Origin of the sequence: Terrabacter ginsenosidimutans, assembly GCF_039539425.1 — a bacterium.
Lineage (GTDB): Bacteria > Actinomycetota > Actinomycetes > Actinomycetales > Dermatophilaceae > Terrabacter > Terrabacter ginsenosidimutans.
Map to the genome: position 1 here is coordinate 1 of NZ_BAABDC010000014.1, position 14,324 is coordinate 14,324.

16 protein-coding genes and 1 tRNA gene are annotated in these 14,324 nt (G+C 70.1%); 8 read left to right on the plus strand and 9 right to left on the minus strand.

Going from position 1 to position 14,324, the window contains the following annotated elements; genetic code table 11:
- Positions 1-142: 142 nt before the first annotated feature.
- Positions 143-1,129 carry a helix-turn-helix transcriptional regulator gene (locus ABD831_RS21355; RefSeq protein ID WP_344951835.1) on the minus strand — a complete coding sequence of 329 codons (987 nt, stop codon included), beginning with the start codon at positions 1,127-1,129 and terminating at the stop codon, positions 143-145.
- Between the two features lie 61 nt (positions 1,130-1,190).
- On the opposite strand from ABD831_RS21355, the gene ABD831_RS21360 reads away from it, so the two are divergent.
- On the plus strand, positions 1,191-1,766 hold the full coding sequence (locus ABD831_RS21360; RefSeq protein ID WP_344951838.1) for a DinB family protein: 576 nt from the start codon (positions 1,191-1,193) through the stop codon (positions 1,764-1,766).
- Between the two features lie 15 nt (positions 1,767-1,781).
- Positions 1,782-2,390, plus strand: coding sequence for a DinB family protein (locus ABD831_RS21365; protein ID WP_344951841.1), 609 nt, complete (start codon positions 1,782-1,784; stop codon positions 2,388-2,390).
- 370 nt (positions 2,391-2,760) lie between these two features.
- Here the strand turns inward: ABD831_RS21365 and ABD831_RS21370 are convergent, their stop codons facing one another.
- Entirely contained in the window at positions 2,761-3,165 is a 405-nt protein-coding gene (locus tag ABD831_RS21370) for a GatB/YqeY domain-containing protein (RefSeq protein ID WP_344951844.1), read from the minus strand.
- A gap of 97 nt (positions 3,166-3,262) precedes the next feature.
- Positions 3,263-4,000 carry a dienelactone hydrolase family protein gene (locus tag ABD831_RS21375; RefSeq protein ID WP_344951847.1) on the minus strand — a complete coding sequence of 246 codons (738 nt, stop codon included), beginning with the start codon at positions 3,998-4,000 and terminating at the stop codon, positions 3,263-3,265.
- A 58-nt stretch (positions 4,001-4,058) separates the two neighbouring features.
- Here ABD831_RS21375 and ABD831_RS21380 point away from each other — a divergent pair, with 58 nt between their 5' ends.
- The 3 genes from ABD831_RS21380 to ABD831_RS21390 all read left to right on the plus strand — a co-directional run bounded on the left by ABD831_RS21380 (position 4,059) and on the right by ABD831_RS21390 (position 6,718).
- Positions 4,059-4,907 (plus strand): CPBP family intramembrane glutamic endopeptidase, encoded by an 849-nt coding sequence (locus tag ABD831_RS21380; RefSeq protein ID WP_344951849.1) that lies wholly within the window; start codon positions 4,059-4,061, stop codon positions 4,905-4,907.
- A gap of 67 nt (positions 4,908-4,974) precedes the next feature.
- Positions 4,975-6,570 carry a dolichyl-phosphate-mannose--protein mannosyltransferase gene (locus ABD831_RS21385; RefSeq protein WP_344951852.1) on the plus strand — a complete coding sequence of 532 codons (1,596 nt, stop codon included), beginning with the start codon at positions 4,975-4,977 and terminating at the stop codon, positions 6,568-6,570.
- Positions 6,571-6,642: 72 nt separating this feature from the next.
- Positions 6,643-6,718 (plus strand) — tRNA-Ala (locus tag ABD831_RS21390).
- 802 nt (positions 6,719-7,520) lie between these two features.
- Here the strand turns inward: ABD831_RS21390 and ABD831_RS21395 are convergent.
- Positions 7,521-7,859 carry a hypothetical protein gene (locus ABD831_RS21395; RefSeq protein WP_344951855.1) on the minus strand — a complete coding sequence of 113 codons (339 nt, stop codon included), beginning with the start codon at positions 7,857-7,859 and terminating at the stop codon, positions 7,521-7,523.
- A 144-nt stretch (positions 7,860-8,003) separates the two neighbouring features.
- Positions 8,004-8,624, minus strand: a complete 621-nt coding sequence (locus ABD831_RS21400; RefSeq protein WP_344951858.1) for a TetR/AcrR family transcriptional regulator — start codon at positions 8,622-8,624, stop codon at positions 8,004-8,006.
- A 117-nt stretch (positions 8,625-8,741) separates the two neighbouring features.
- Here ABD831_RS21400 and ABD831_RS21405 point away from each other — a divergent pair, with 117 nt between their 5' ends.
- Complete coding sequence (locus ABD831_RS21405) at positions 8,742-9,491, plus strand: SDR family NAD(P)-dependent oxidoreductase (RefSeq protein WP_344951861.1); 750 nt, start codon at positions 8,742-8,744, stop codon at positions 9,489-9,491.
- A 78-nt stretch (positions 9,492-9,569) separates the two neighbouring features.
- Here the strand turns inward: ABD831_RS21405 and ABD831_RS21410 are convergent, their stop codons facing one another.
- Positions 9,570-10,145, minus strand: a complete 576-nt coding sequence (locus tag ABD831_RS21410) for a hypothetical protein (RefSeq protein WP_344951864.1) — start codon at positions 10,143-10,145, stop codon at positions 9,570-9,572.
- Positions 10,146-10,496: 351 nt separating this feature from the next.
- Positions 10,497-10,781, minus strand: coding sequence for a hypothetical protein (locus ABD831_RS21415; protein WP_344951867.1), 285 nt, complete (start codon positions 10,779-10,781; stop codon positions 10,497-10,499).
- A 282-nt stretch (positions 10,782-11,063) separates the two neighbouring features.
- On the opposite strand from ABD831_RS21415, the gene ABD831_RS21420 reads away from it, so the two are divergent.
- Entirely contained in the window at positions 11,064-11,573 is a 510-nt protein-coding gene (locus ABD831_RS21420; RefSeq protein ID WP_344951871.1) for a mycothiol transferase, read from the plus strand.
- 57 nt (positions 11,574-11,630) lie between these two features.
- Positions 11,631-12,152 (plus strand): DUF1990 domain-containing protein, encoded by a 522-nt coding sequence (locus tag ABD831_RS21425; protein ID WP_344951875.1) that lies wholly within the window; start codon positions 11,631-11,633, stop codon positions 12,150-12,152.
- A 66-nt stretch (positions 12,153-12,218) separates the two neighbouring features.
- Here the strand turns inward: ABD831_RS21425 and ABD831_RS21430 are convergent, their stop codons facing one another.
- Entirely contained in the window at positions 12,219-12,821 is a 603-nt protein-coding gene (locus ABD831_RS21430) for a hypothetical protein (RefSeq protein ID WP_344951878.1), read from the minus strand.
- A gap of 135 nt (positions 12,822-12,956) precedes the next feature.
- The gene (locus tag ABD831_RS21435; RefSeq protein WP_344951881.1) at positions 12,957-14,258 is read right to left on the minus strand and encodes an MFS transporter; all 1,302 of its coding nucleotides are present in this window, start codon (positions 14,256-14,258) and stop codon (positions 12,957-12,959) included.
- Between the last annotated feature and the right edge of the window lie 66 nt (positions 14,259-14,324).

A 14,324-nucleotide genomic window follows, 5' to 3' on the forward strand; every position in this document is an offset into this window, starting at 1 on the left:
CCCCTGCTCGAGCAGCCCCAGCGCCTGTTCCCGCTGAGCTACCGAATACCGCCTCAGTCCACCAGCCATCGTCCCGCCTCCACACGACATCCGTGTTGCGCAGACGATCTGAGACCGCCCTCACTCGAGTGGGACGGGGCGCTCACTCGAGTGGTGGCTGGGGGACGCCGACCGCGCGGAGCATCCGGGCCGCCTGCTCGCGCATGACATCCCGCAGCTCGGGCGGGTCGAGGACCGTCATCTCCCACGGCAGCACCCCGAGGTGCATGGCCATCCACCCGAGGTGGTTGCCGCCGGCCTCGAAGATGCAGCGTGTCCGCCCGTCGGCCGTGACCGTGCCCACGGACGCGGGAATCTGCTTCTCCACCAAGGACTTCGGGGCCTCGATGCGCACCCGGCACACGTGGTCGTAGGCGCCCTGCGAGATAGAGCGACGCACGTGGTCGGCCGCGTCGGGCGCGTCGTCGCGGGGTCGGAACCGCCAGCCGCGTGACTCCGCAGCAGTCATCCGGTCGAGCCGGAAGATGCGCCAGTCGTCCCGGTCGAGGTCGAAGCCGAACAGGTACCAGCGGCGTCCGGTGGCGACGAGCCGGTAGGGCTCGACCCGGCGTTCGCCCGAACCGCGCGGGCCGGCATACGCGAAGGTGACGCGCTCGGTCTCGCGGCACGCCCGGGCGAGCAGGAGCAGGATGGCGGCGTCGACGGGGGCGGTGTCGCTCGTGAGGGTCACGGTGGCCTCGTGGATCGCCTCGACCTGCGAGCGCAGGCGGCCCGGGAGCACCTGGTCGAGCTTGGCGAGCGTGCGGACGGCGGCCTCACCCAGACCCTCGACCGTGCCGCCGGCGGCGAGCCGCAGGCACACCGCGATGGCGACGGCCTCGTCGTCGTCGAGCAGGAGCGGCGGCAGCCGTCGACCGGCGCCGAGCTGGTACCCGCCACCGGCGCCGTGGGCCGCGTTGACCGGGTAGCCGAGATCGCGCAGGCGCTCGACGTCGCGGCGCACGCTGCGGGTCGTGACGCCGAGCCGGGCGGCGAGCTCCGTGCCGCTCCAGACCGGCCTGCTCTGCAGGAGGTCGAGAAGGCGCAGCACCCGCGCGGTGGTGCCGGTGCCGTCGCTGCTCGTGGACATGACCCGAGCATGACAGGCACTGCGGACAGAAGCTGTCCTATATGGGTGGGACGCTCGACGCATGACATCGACACAGACCTCCATCGACTGGACCGCCGTCCTCGTCGACCAGGCAGCCTGGCACTGGACCAACCAGCTGCGCCCCCGCTTCGAGGGCCTGACCGACGAGGAGTACGTCTGGGAGCCGACGCCGGGCGCCTGGAACGTCCACCCGCGCGGCGAGGGCAGCACCGAGACCCAGGGCGGCAGCGGCGAGCTGACGATCGACTGGGCCTACCCGGAGCCGGTGCCCGCGCCGATGACGACGATCGCGTGGCGGCTCGCGCACGTCATCGTCGGCGTCCTCGGCGCCCGCGTGCACAGCCACTTCGGCGGCCCTGCCGTCGACTACATGTCGTTCCCGTACGCCGCCACGGCCCAGGAGGCGCTCGAGCAGCTCGACGCGGCCTTCGCGGCGTGGACCACGGGGGTCCGCGGCTGGGATGCGGCGGCTCTCGCCGAGCCGTGCGGCCCCAGCGAGGGTCCGTGGGCCGAGCACCCTCGCGTCGAGCTCGTGCTCCACATCAATCGCGAGCTCATCCACCACGGGGCCGAGATCGCCCTGCTCCGTGACCTCTACGCCCACCGCAACGACTGAGAGCAGGCACCGGCCATGGCAGCCCACGTCCCACCCGTCGCCGACGAGCGCGAGAGCCTCATCGCCTATCTCGACCAGCAGCGCGACGCGTTCGTCACCGTCGCCCACGGTCTCACCGAGGAACAGATCCGTCTCGCCCCGACCGCGGGCACGCTCAGCATCGGCGGTCTCATCAAGCACGTCACGACTTGCGAGCGCGGCTGGACCGAGCGGATGGCGGCCGCTCCCGCGGCGCCGACACCGCCTGACCGCACCGTCGAGGAGCAGGCCACCGCCTGGGGTGACGACTTCCGCGTCACCGACGACGACACCCTCGAGTCGCTCCTGTCCGCGCTGGGCGCGCAGGGTGACGTCACGCGTGAGGTCCTCCGCCACGCGGACCTGGGCGCCGCGGTGCCGGTCCCGCGGGACGCCCCGTGGTTCCCCCACGACGTCGACGCCTGGTCGGTGCGATGGGTCGCCATGCACCTCGTCGAGGAGCTCGCCCGCCACGCCGGCCACGCCGACATCGTCCGGGAGTCGATCGACGGGGCGACGATGTACGAGCTGGTGGCCGCCCGTGAGGGCTGGCCCGAGACGCCATGGCTCAAGCCGTGGCGACCGGCGGCGCCGACCCGCGTCTGACACGAAAAGCACTGCAGCGCAAAGGCGAAGGGCCCTTGGGAGTATGAGTCTCAAGGGCCCTTCTGGTTTGATCGGTCGATGTGACGCTCCCGATCGACTTCTCGTCGGCTCCGGTCCCGGCCGCCTCGTCACCCGGCTGCCGCGGTGGGTTGCCCCACCGTGTGGACCCTCGTCTCCGAGTCGTCCCGCTCTCCCCGAAGGAAGGGCGTGAGAGATTTCTATCCCTGCCGGGGACGGTCCGCAAGCACTTCCCGAAAACTTCTCGGCGGTCCACAGCGCTACGGCGTGTCGTCCACAGCAAACCCCTTCTTCTCCACATGGCCGGAGCACCCGTGCACAGCTTGTGCACCGGCCCTGTGGACGACGGGCCTCAGCCGCCGGGACGGTCGAGCTCGTCGAGCACCGACTGCAGGAGCGCCGCCCCGTGGGCCGCGGAACGCGCCCGCTCACGGTCGCCGGCTGCGGCATACGCCGTCTCTGCCTCGACGAGCGACGACACCTCGAGGGCGACGACGGAGCGCTCGGTCGCATGGTCGAGCCGGCGTCGCTCGGCCTCCGTGACTCCGAGACCGACCGCCGCACCGGCCACGTCCGAGGCCGTGAACGCGGATGCGGGCGTGGACGCAGCGCCCGGCGGCTCGTCCCCCACGGGAACGGCCTCGGCGTTCTCGATGGCAGCCACGGCAGTTCGCAGCACACTGACGGCCGACCGGTCTCGCTCGCGCATCGCCGTCGTGAGCCGGGATCGCAGGACCGTGCGCAGCGTCGACGTCATGACGAGACCGTATGCCGCCGGCTGACCTGTGCGCCAATGGTTTTCGGCCGCCAGGACACGACCGGGCGAGCGAGCGCCCGTCCCGCCCAGACGTCGCTCAGCCTTCGGACATGAGGCGTTCACGCAGGAAGCCGACGACGGCATCGACCGCCTCGTGGTGCCGGTGGTCCGTCAGCGTGGCGTGCCCGGTGCCCGCGAGCTCCACCCGGATGAAGCCGTCGCCGAGCACCCGCTCCAACGTGTCGAACCTGGTGCCGGTGACCCAGTCGTGCCGGTATCGCACGCCGAGCACCGGACATCCCTGAGCGACCCGCTCGGCCACCGCAGCGAGGTCCTCGGCGCTGAGGTTGACGTCGGCGGCCCGTCTCCGGCCCAGTGGCAGTGGGGTCGCCGGCTGTGCGACCACCGGCGCGACGACGGCCGGGTCCACCATCATCGCCAGGGCGAACCCGCCGGTCACGCACATGCCGACCACTCCGATGCCAGGACCCTCCGCCGTCGCGTGAACCGCGCGGGCGAGGCTGCGCAGCCACCCGGCGAGCGGCGCGGTGCGCCCGGCCGCGAACATGGTGAACTCCCTCGTGAGGCACAGCCGCGGCACGACGCGCGCGGCCTCCCAGGTGCGCGGCGGCGCGTGTGCGCTGCCGAAGAGGTGCGGCAGCACGACGGCGAAGCCGGCCTGCACGAGCTCGTCACCGAAGTCGATGACCTCGGGCGTGAGGCCCGGGCTCTCGTGGATGACGATGACGGCAGGCCCGCTGCCGCGTCGGTACGTCGGGTAGGCGCGGCCGTCCGCCTCGTGCCGCCCCGCCTCCCACTCCTCCAGCAGCGACATGGCAGCGACACTACGCCGACCCCCTGTCGTCCTCTCGCGACGAAGTTACGCTGGCGCCATGTCGACGCCAGCGACCGCGGAGCGCGGACGGTTTGCCGGACTGCTCTCCCCCTCGGAGCGCGACCCCCTGCCCGTCACCGACCAGGCCGTCCAGCGCGGGCTCCGCCGGGAGACGGTCCTCGTCCTCGGGGTGAGTCTCGGGTCGTCGGCCGTCTACGCCGTGCTCAGCATCATCGAGAAGCTGACCCGCCCCGTACCGCTGTCCCAGCAGACGACGGCGATGAACCAGTCGGCCACCCCGGGTCGCCCCTGGCTCGACCTCGCCTTCCAGCTCGCCGGCATCGTCCTCCCGCTCGTCGCGGTCGCCCTCGCCCTCTACCTGCTGAACCACATCCGCCAGCCGGCGGTCGACGTGCGCGCCGGTCACTTCGTCGGGCTCGACCGTCGCGAGCCGGGGCGCGACCTGCTCCGCGGGCTCGGGCTCGCCGCCGTGATCGGCATCCCGGGCCTCGGCTTCTACTTCCTCGCCAAGGCCATCGGCATCAACACCCAGGTGTCGGCGGCCAACCTCGAGGCCGTGTGGTGGTCGGCGCCGGTGCTCGTGCTTGCAGCCATCGAGAACGCCGTGCTCGAGGAGGTCATCATGGTGGGCTACCTCTTCACGAGGTGGCGCCAGTCCGGGTGGTCGTGGCCGCTCGTCATCGGCCTGTCCGCCCTCATCCGCGGCAGCTACCACCTCTACCAGGGCTTCGGCGGCTTCGCCGGCAACATCGTCATGGGCCTCGTCCTCGGGCTCGTCTTCGTCCGCACCCGGCGCGTCATGCCGCTCGTCGTCTGCCATGCGATCCTCGACACGGTGGCGTTCGTCGGCTACTCCGTCCTGCGCGCCCGCGGCGTCTCGCTCTGACGACCCCGCCCTGAGCGCCCGGCCGCCCGGCACGACCCACCCAGCCACACTGCATACGATGGCGCCCATGAACTCGGCCACGCAGGTGCGCGCTCGCCTGCTCGGGGACCCGGCCGACGACTTCCGCGTGACCCGTCGCACCGCCGGCCGCATCGCCTGGCTCGGCTGGGCCGGCCCGCTCTTCTTCATGCTGGTCGGCGGCTTCATGCGCTTCTGGCACGTCGGGGCGCCGCACCAGCTGGTCTTCGACGAGACGTACTACGTCAAGCAGGGCTGGTCGATGGTCCTGTACTGGTTCGAGATGAAGAACGACGACGTGCTGCAGCAGGCCAACCAGGTCGACCAGCACTTCACCGCCAACGACCCGATGGTCTACGGCACCGAGGGCGACTTCGTCGTCCACCCGCCCGTCGGCAAATGGCTCATCGGGTGGGGCGAGGCGCCCTTCGGCATCCTCAACTCCTTCGGCTGGCGCTTCGCCGTCGCGCTCGCCGGCACCATCTCGATCTTCATGCTCGGGCGCATCGCGCGACGGCTCTTCCGCTCGGACCTGCTCGGCACCGTGGCCGCAGCGCTGCTCGCCTTCGAGGGTCACCACTTCGTCCACTCACGCACCGGCCTGCTCGACATCTTCGTCATGTTCTTCGGGCTCGCTGCATTCGGGGCCCTGCTCATCGACCGGGACAAGGCACGGGAGGTCCTCGCCCGCACGGTCGGTGACCGCGCCCGCTCGGCCACGTCGTGGCTGGGACCGTGGCTCGGTTGGCGTCCGTGGCGGTGGGTGGCCGGCATCATGCTCGGCCTCTGTGCCGGCGTGAAGTGGTCGGGCCTCTACTTCCTCGTCTTCTTCGGGCTGCTCACCGTCCTCTGGGACCTCGGGGCCCGGCGGGCTGCCGGTGTGCGCGGCTGGTCGGTCGGCGCGGTCGTCAAGGACGGGCCGTACGCGTTCGTGCAGCTCGTGCTGACCGCGGTCGTCACGTACGTCGCGAGCTGGACCGGGTGGATCCTCACCAAGGGCGGGTCGTTCCGCACGTGGGCGCAGAACAACCCCGACACCGACCACGGCTGGCTGCCTGACTGGTGGCGCTCGCTCTGGGCCTACCACCAGCAGATGTACGCCTCGACGCAGGCGATCACGAGCTCGCACCCCTACCAGACCAACCCGTGGTCCTGGCTCATCCAGGGACGCCCGACGTCGTTCTTCTACGAGGGCCCGAAGAAGGGCGCCGACGGGTGCCTCGTCGAGCAGTGCAGCAAGGCGATCACCTCGCTCGGCACCGTGTCGATCTGGTGGGGCGGCACCCTTGCGATCTTCGTGCTGCTCTTCATGTGGGCGCTGCGCCGCGACTGGCGGGCCGGCGCGATCCTCTGCGCCCTGTTCGCCGGCTACCTGCCGTGGTTCTTCCTCGGCGACCGGACGATCTACTCCTTCTACGAGGTCGCCTTCGTGCCGTACGTCGTGCTCGCCTGCGTCTACGTCCTGGGCCTCGTCATCGGCGGCCGCGACGTGTCGCTGACGCGCCGCCGCGTCGGCTACGGCGTCATGGGACTGTTCGTCCTCGCCACGATGGGACTGTTCGCGTTCTTCCACCCGATCTACGTCGCAGACGTCATCCCGCTGTCGGAATGGCAGGCCCGGATGTGGTTCCCCAGCTGGGTCTGAACATGGCGCCTACCGGCCTCCCGGTCGATTGGGTATGCCGGTCGGCGTGGTGTTATCGTTCCTTCGCACCAAGGGGCTGTGGCGCAGTTGGTAGCGCGTCTCGTTCGCAATGAGAAGGTCAGGGGTTCGAATCCCCTCAGCTCCACCAGACGGAAACCCCGTCCCACCTGCGGAGACCCGCTGGAGGGGGCGGGGTTCTCTTCTGTCATCGGTCGTCCTCCTGCCGATGTGTCCCCCCGGGTGTCCCCCGGTGTCACTGTGGGCCCAGCCAGACCGCGCGTCGCCTCCCGCTCGCCGACCGACTGATGCCGATCGTTCTGCGCCTGAGCGTCGACCACCCAAGGTTGTACAGGCAGGGGCGGCGGGCCTCGGCATGACCGGAGAATCGCCTGGTGGGAACCTCGCCCGGGGATCTCCCGCTGGTTGGGCGCGAAGCCGAGATGCACCTACTGCGCGACCTCGTCTCCGGCACAAGCCGACGCGGGCGAGGCCTGGTGTTCACCGGTGAGCCAGCCGGGCGTGGGAAGTCAGTCCTGCTGGAGCAGGCCGGAGTGCTGGCGCACGGGGAGGGGTACCTCGTTCTCGGGGTGGCCGCTGGGGCTGTCGCCCGGCCCGGCCCCAGTCATGTTCCTGAGAACGGTGGTGGCTTCGGGGCCCGGTCGCGGCCGCGACCCGCGTCACCGGCCGGTCGGCCGGCTGCCACGGCGCCCCCGGGTCGCGAGGCGGCGACCAGGCCGATGGATGCTCCCGCAGCGGCGGTGGCCCGCAGCAACGTGCGCCGGCTCGGCGCCGACGCCTCGGCCGCGATCGCGGTGACGTCTGCGGGTGTGGCGGCAGGGTGTCGCGATGACTCGGGTGGAGGGTTCATGGTGCTGTTCTCCTTCTGGGCAGCTGGAAGCAGTCGCTGGGCACGGCGAGCAGCGCGGAAGCTCGGGCCCGGACGGCAGCCATCAGCCGACGGCCGTCGTGGGGAGTGCCTCGCCGCCATGGACGGGCATCGAGCTGGACCGTGCTGAGGCGGGTGTCGTCCTGACGACGAGGCCGGCGGCGGGCGGCACCTCCACGATGACGCCCGGTGCGCGTCGCGCCATCAGCCGAATGACTGAGTTCCACCCGGAACCGGGTTCGTTGCGCACCTCCCAGCCCACCTGGCGGCGCGTATTGAGCCGGGCATGGGCGCACGGCACCCGCCTCTTTTCGGGCCGCTGCGGAAGCGCGACGTCTTCGACGCCTGGGTGCCGGGTCGCGCGCAGGCCGGCAGGCACAGTCACGCGGCTGATGCCCGCCACGGCGGTGCGTCGTCAGGGTGGGGAGGTCCCGGGCCGATACGGCTCGAGCACCACTTCGGGACCGGCGGACCACATACGGGATGCGGTGTGAGCATGGACAGACCTCGAACGCCACTGTTCGCGCAGCCCACGGCCGACGTCGGGCTACCCGCGGACGCTCGCCTCGTGCGTGAGGAACACGGAGAGGGCGATCTCCGTGGCTGCCAGGAGCTGCTCGGCGCTCACCCCCGCCGCCGCGTGGACCGCGTTGCCCTCAGCGACCATCATGACGAACCGAGCCAACCCGGCCGTGTCGGCGTCGGCCGGCAGGTCTCCGTCGGCGACCGCCCGCGCAAACCGCTCGGCCAGCTCCCGCTCGCCTGCGAGCCGGCTCGCCGCGAGGAACTCCGCGATCGCCTCGTTGCCGGCGCTGCACGCGGTCCCTCCCTGCACCGTCAGGCAGCCGGCCGGCTGACCCGGGCGGGTGACCGCCTCCACGTTCCGCCGCAGCAGCGACGTGGCGACCTGGGCAGCGGTCGGCTCGGCCAGGGCCTCCCGCGCGTACGCCATGTCGACCTCGGCGTAGCGCGCCACGGCCGCACGGAACAGCTGCTCCTTGTTCCCGAACGCCGCGTACAGGCTCGGCCGGTTGATCCCCATGGCCCGGGTCAGGTCATCGAGCGACGCGCCCTCGTAGCCGTGACGCCAGAACACCTCGACCGCCGCGTCGAGCGCTCTCTCCGCATCGAACCCTCTGGGTCTGCCTCGTGGACTCAACGACCTCACCTCTTCCGCCTGTCACGGTACCAGTTCCAAACCGAACGGTACAGATTTGCCAAGCGGCAGATGGGAGCGTACTTTCTTTCTGTACCACTCGATACACAACTACGAAGGATGATCATCATGGGACAGCTGCACGGCAAGAACGCGCTCGTCACGGGAGCCACCTCCGGCATCGGCCTGGCCACGGCACGTCGGTTCGCCGCCGAGGGGGCGCACGTCTTCATCACGGGGCGCCGCCAGGAGGCGCTCGACGCGGCGGCCGCCTCGATCGGCGACAACGTCACCGCCGTCCGCGGTGACGTCAGCAAGCTCGAGGACCTCGACCAGCTCATCGAGGCCATCCAGGCGCACGGCGGCGGACTCGACGTGCTCATGGCGAACGCCGGCGGCGGCGGATTCGCGCCCCTCGGCGCCATCACCCCCGAGCAGTTCGCCGAGACCTTCGACGGCAACGTGGGCGGAACCCTCTTCACCGTCCAGAAGGCATTGCCGGTCCTCAACGACGGCGCCGCCATCGTGCTGGTCGGGTCCACGGCCGCCACGGCCGGCACGCCGGCCTTCGGCGTCTACGCGGCGTCCAAGGCCGCCATCCGCTCCTTCGGGCGGACCTGGGCGGCCGAGCTGGTCGGGCGCAAGATCCGCGTCAACACGGTCATTCCCGGCCCGACCCACACGCCTGGGGTCGAGGGGCTCGCGCCCACTCCCGCCGACACGCAGGGACTGCTGGACACCCTCACGTCCACGGTCCCGATGGGCCGGATGGGCCAGCCGGAGGAGATCGCGAACGTCGCCCTCTTCCTCGCCGGCGACCAGAGCAGCTTCATGACTGGCGCTGAGATCTTCGTCGACGGCGGAGCGCAGCAGCTCTGACCCTCCGCCGACGGTCGCCGGGCCGCCCCTACTCCCCACCCGGAGCGGGGGCGGCCTGAGGCTGAAGCCGCGGCGCTCTCAACGCCCCACCGCACGCGCCTTGGGTGCAGCTCCCCGGTCGAGCTCGTCCGCCACCAGACGCAACGCCACGCGACGGATGAAGGAGCTGAAAGGGCCGATCACGAGCCAGTACCGCCTGAACCGGCGCCGGCTCTCGTCGTCCGTCAAGACCACTCGCGTCTCGACCGTCAGGATCGACGAGTCGTTCCCGTAGGGGTCGATCCTCAGGCCGGCGGCGATCTTGGCGTACCCCGGCTCGTCGAAGCTGGCGAACTCCTCTGGCGTGGTCGGGGCGTCAGCGGGGTCCGCGACCGCCCTCCACGGGCAGCTGACCTGACCGAGCACCATCTCGACGCCGGGCGTCTCGCCGAGGAGGATCCACCCCAGACCGACCAGGTCCTTGAGCCGGAAGGTGCTCAGGGATGCCTCAGGAGCCGAAGCCGTCGGAGGCCGCCCCCTCAGCTCTCCCGCGACACGTCGTGGCAGAGCCCGCATGACGAGCAAGGCTCGAACCAGAGGCGCCTTGAAGAGGTCCACGTCCGTCGCCGCCCGGTAGCACTCGACAGGGACTGCCCGGAAGACGTCGGAGTGCACGACGGCAACGTCGAAGTGGGGCCGCGAACTCGTCCAGGAGCAGCCGCGAGCCAGAAGGTGTGCCGGCTGCACCGGCCAGTTCCCCATCACGTGATTCTCTCGGCGGCGCGCTCATGGCACCAGCGTGCCTGCGGCCGACGTCAGCGCCACAGGGGCCAAGGTCCCCGCGTTCTCGTGCGACGTCGCCTCGAACGCATTGCGTTGGCGACCCAGAGCGTCGATCACTCGCTCATACCGGGCCGATGAGAATCTTCTCTCCCGTGCCGGCCTCGATCGCCCCGCGGTTGAGAGCGGCGCGTTGGTGCTGTCCATCCTCAGGCCCGTTGACAGCAGGCGGAGCGTGGGCGGGGCTCATGGCCGGGCTCCCTTGCTCGCTCTCGGCCGGGTGCGGGCACCGGCGGTGCCGCCCGAGAAGAAGATGGTCAGGCCCACGATGTAGCCGAAGTCGTACCACGCGCCGTTGTTGTGCACTTCGTAGATGCCGACGTTGTGATTGAACAGCGAAACCAGGAACGCGATGGGTGCGATGAATCCCTGCCAGAGGCCGAACCAGAAACCTGCCGAGTCGCTTCCCCCAGCGGCGGGATTCGCCGCCGCTGCACAGCTCGCCAGCAGCAGCGCCGAGAAGATGAGCATGAGCACCACAAGGATCCGGCGTCCACCGTGTGATGTTCCGGTCCTGCGCCACGTCGAAGAGGCCATCGGGCGCCTCGATCCCTAGAACCCGACGCGTCGCACCGGATGCGTCCTGTCCTGTCCAATGTGCCACCGGGCGGGGCGGTCACGCGGCAGATTCCTGCAGGTGCGCTCCACCCAACGGTGGCTCGCGATTCCGCGGAAGACCCTAACGCGCACGTCCTCGTATGCCGCTCCGAGGACCGCCGCGCTCGCCGACTGACCTGCGGTCATACTCGATGCGTGAGCGTGCCGTTCCCTGAACCGACCGAACCTGCATCGTCGTCCACTGAGGCGATCATCCGTTATCTCGACTACTTCCGCGACCAGGTCGCAAGCAGGGTCGAAGGGCTGTCCGAGACGGAGCAGCGGACCAGCAGACTGCCGTCAGCATGGACGCCCGTACAGCTCCTGAAGCACCTGACTCATGTCGAGCAGCGATGGCTCGAGTGGGGATTCGAGGGCGCCGCGGTTGCCGACCCGTGGGCGGACAGCCGCGATGGGCGCTGGTTCGTGGACGAGTCCGAGCCCCTCACCGACCTGCTGGTGGCCTTCCGCGAGCAGGCCACACGCAGTAACGCTGTCATCGAGGCTCACGCTCTGTCCGATGTCGGGCAGCCTGGGCCGCGCTGGGAAGGCCAGCCACCGGCAACCCTCGAGAGGGTGTTGCTTCACCTCGTGCAGGAGTACGCAAGGCACGTGGGCCATCTCGACATCGTGGCCGAGCTGGCGGGAGGCCCAACGGGCGAATGACGGGCCAGCGGCCGGATCGCCTTCCTTGTCGGAGACCATGGAGGCATGCCAGTCCAGTTGCTCGGCCAGGACGTCGCCGCTGACCTGCAAGCCGCCACCTTGTCGTACCCGGCAGATCAGACCGCTGCCGGCGAGTGCCCACCGGGCTTCCGGCGCTTCCATGTCACCAGACGCTTGAAGCGGCGAGACTTCGACGGTGCCGCCCGGGACCTGATGGGCTGGCTGATGCACGAGAAGGCTGGCCTGCGTGTCCAGGCGTCCGATGCGACCGTTCAGACGGGCACGGTCGTGGTGATGCGACTCGGTCCCGGTCCGCTGTCATTGCGGATCCCGTGCCGAGTCGTCCAGGTGATCGATGAGCCGCGGCGCAAGGGGTTCGCCTACGGCACCCTTCCGGGGCACCCGGAGTCGGGCGAAGAGCTGTTCGTCCTCGACCACGACTCGGACGGCACCATTCGGTTCACGGTCACCGGTTTCTCCAAACCTGCGTCGTTCCTCACGAGACTCGGCGGACCCATCGGTCGAGCCGTGCAGGATTGGATGACGCAGCGGTACCTCGTGGCCCTCGACCGGCTCTGAGGCATCGGCATCTGCCGTTTGTCGGTCTTGCCGACGAGCGGACGTCGCCGCCGCCCGACGCATCGATCACATGAGCATCGCGCAGACGTCTTGGCTCGTACCAGTCGACGTGAAGGTTGTGATGGCGCCGGCCGGATCCATGGCTGCCACGAAGTTGCCGGTGAACAGGTAGGTCCGGCCGTTCTGGATGTCCCCGGGGCCAGCGTCGCCCGGGAAGAACACGAACGCGTTGATGCCACTGCCTCGAAGAACCGATCCGCCATCCGCGCTGGGCACGCTGTCGAAGCTGCCCTGTTGGTCGATCGTGGTCGAGGTGCCGGTATCCACATTCGTGAACCGGTCGATGTGGCGCCCGGTCGCGTGGAAGCGCTCGTTGTCGAAGAAAGTGAAGACTCGGTTGCCCCCAACGAGATCCGCTTGCAGCGTGTAGGCGCAAGCGGTTCCGGCCGGGAAGGTGTTGCTGTTACCGATCGGAGCAGGGATGCGGAAGGGCTTGCTCGCGGACGCGTCGGGCGCGACCGCGACGACGCACCCCACCATCATCGCCACCGCACCCACCAGGAGCCCGCCGCGTCGGACGCGTCCTGTCGCCCCTCGTCGCCACTGGAGCAGGAGGGCCCAACCTATGGGAAGCACAACGAGCGCGGCGATCACGAGGAGCGCGAACATCGGGAACCTCCCGGGGTTGGTGACTCCTCACTCTCCTCTTCGTCCCAGCCGACCGCTACGGCCTGAACGCACGGATCTGCCGCCCGGAGGGCGGATCCACGTCCCAGGCCGCAAGCGCAGATCCACGGGGAGAGGTCAGACGTCGCCGGCGACGGCCGTCGTCCTTGCCCGAGGCAGGTGGCGAACGGCGGGAACCATGGCGACGTCAACTGCGGCTGTGACCCCCAGGACGGTCATCGCGAGGAGAGCGTGGTGCAGCCCGATGGCGACCGTCACGAACCCGATCAGCAGGTTGCCCAGCGGGATCACGCCCGCGCTGGTGAGGTAGTCGTAGCTGGAGACACGCGACAGTGCGCGGTCGGGCACGTGCTCCTGCAGCGACGTCTCCCACAGCGTGAACGTGCCGGTCACGCAGATGCCCGCCAGTGCTTCGAGCCCGGCGATCGCCCACACCCCGAACCCGCTGCCGATGAACGCTGCCTGACACGATGCACCGATCAGCATCAGGCTCGCGACGCGGAGGGCGAATCGTGGCCTCCAGCGCAGCAGGAGCACGTCTCCGACCACGCAACCGACGCCGAACCCTGCCGTGATGATGGCCCAGGACCTCGCGCCGTCCAGCTCCTCCGCGGCGAGCACGGGGCCGAGCACGAAGATCGCCGGGAGCACGATGAGGTGGTAGGCGGCCATGCCCCCGAGGAACGACGTGACCCATGGGCGGCTGCGCACCTCCGACCACCCTTCCTTGAGGCTGGACAGGAAGCGCGTCGTCGATGCCCCGGGATCCTCGTCGTGCATCACCTGGGCGGCGACTCGGGGACGGATCGGGATGAGACAGGCGATCGAGACGGCAAACGTCCCGGCGTCGAAGAGGAAGGCGCCGCCCGGCCCGGCGAACGCCACGAGAAATCCCGCCAGCACAGGTCCGACGATGGAGCCGGTGGAGAAGCTGAGACCGCGAAGGGCGTTGGCCGGTTGCAGGTTGATGGGAGAGACGGTGCCGGGCAGCAGCCCGGTGAAGGCGGGGGCGAAGAAGGCGTCCGCGGCACCGTACAGGGCGGCCAGGAGAGCGAGGTGGAGCACGTGGGCCGTACCGGTCACCAGGAGGATGCCGCCCGCGAGCTGGCAACCGAATCGGGTCATGTCCGAGGCGATGAGGATCTTCTTGCGATCGAGCCGGTCGGCCCACACCCCGGCCGGCAGTGCCAGGACCGCGAAGGGGAGGAACTGGGCGGCCGACACGATCGCCACGTCACCCACGCCGCCGCCGACGGCCAGGACGGCGAACGGAAGCACGACCATCATGACGCGGTCACCGAGGATGGACAGCACCTGACCGCCGAACAGCAGACGGTACTGGGGCTCCTCACGGAGGACCGAGGGCAGCCGAGGTCGCCAGGAGCGAGGCCGGTCCACCGGTTCTCCTTGCGTGCTCATCGACTTCTCCTGACACGGAAGCGGGTTCCAGCGTCCCTAGAGTGCATGGCTGGGCGTTCGAACGAG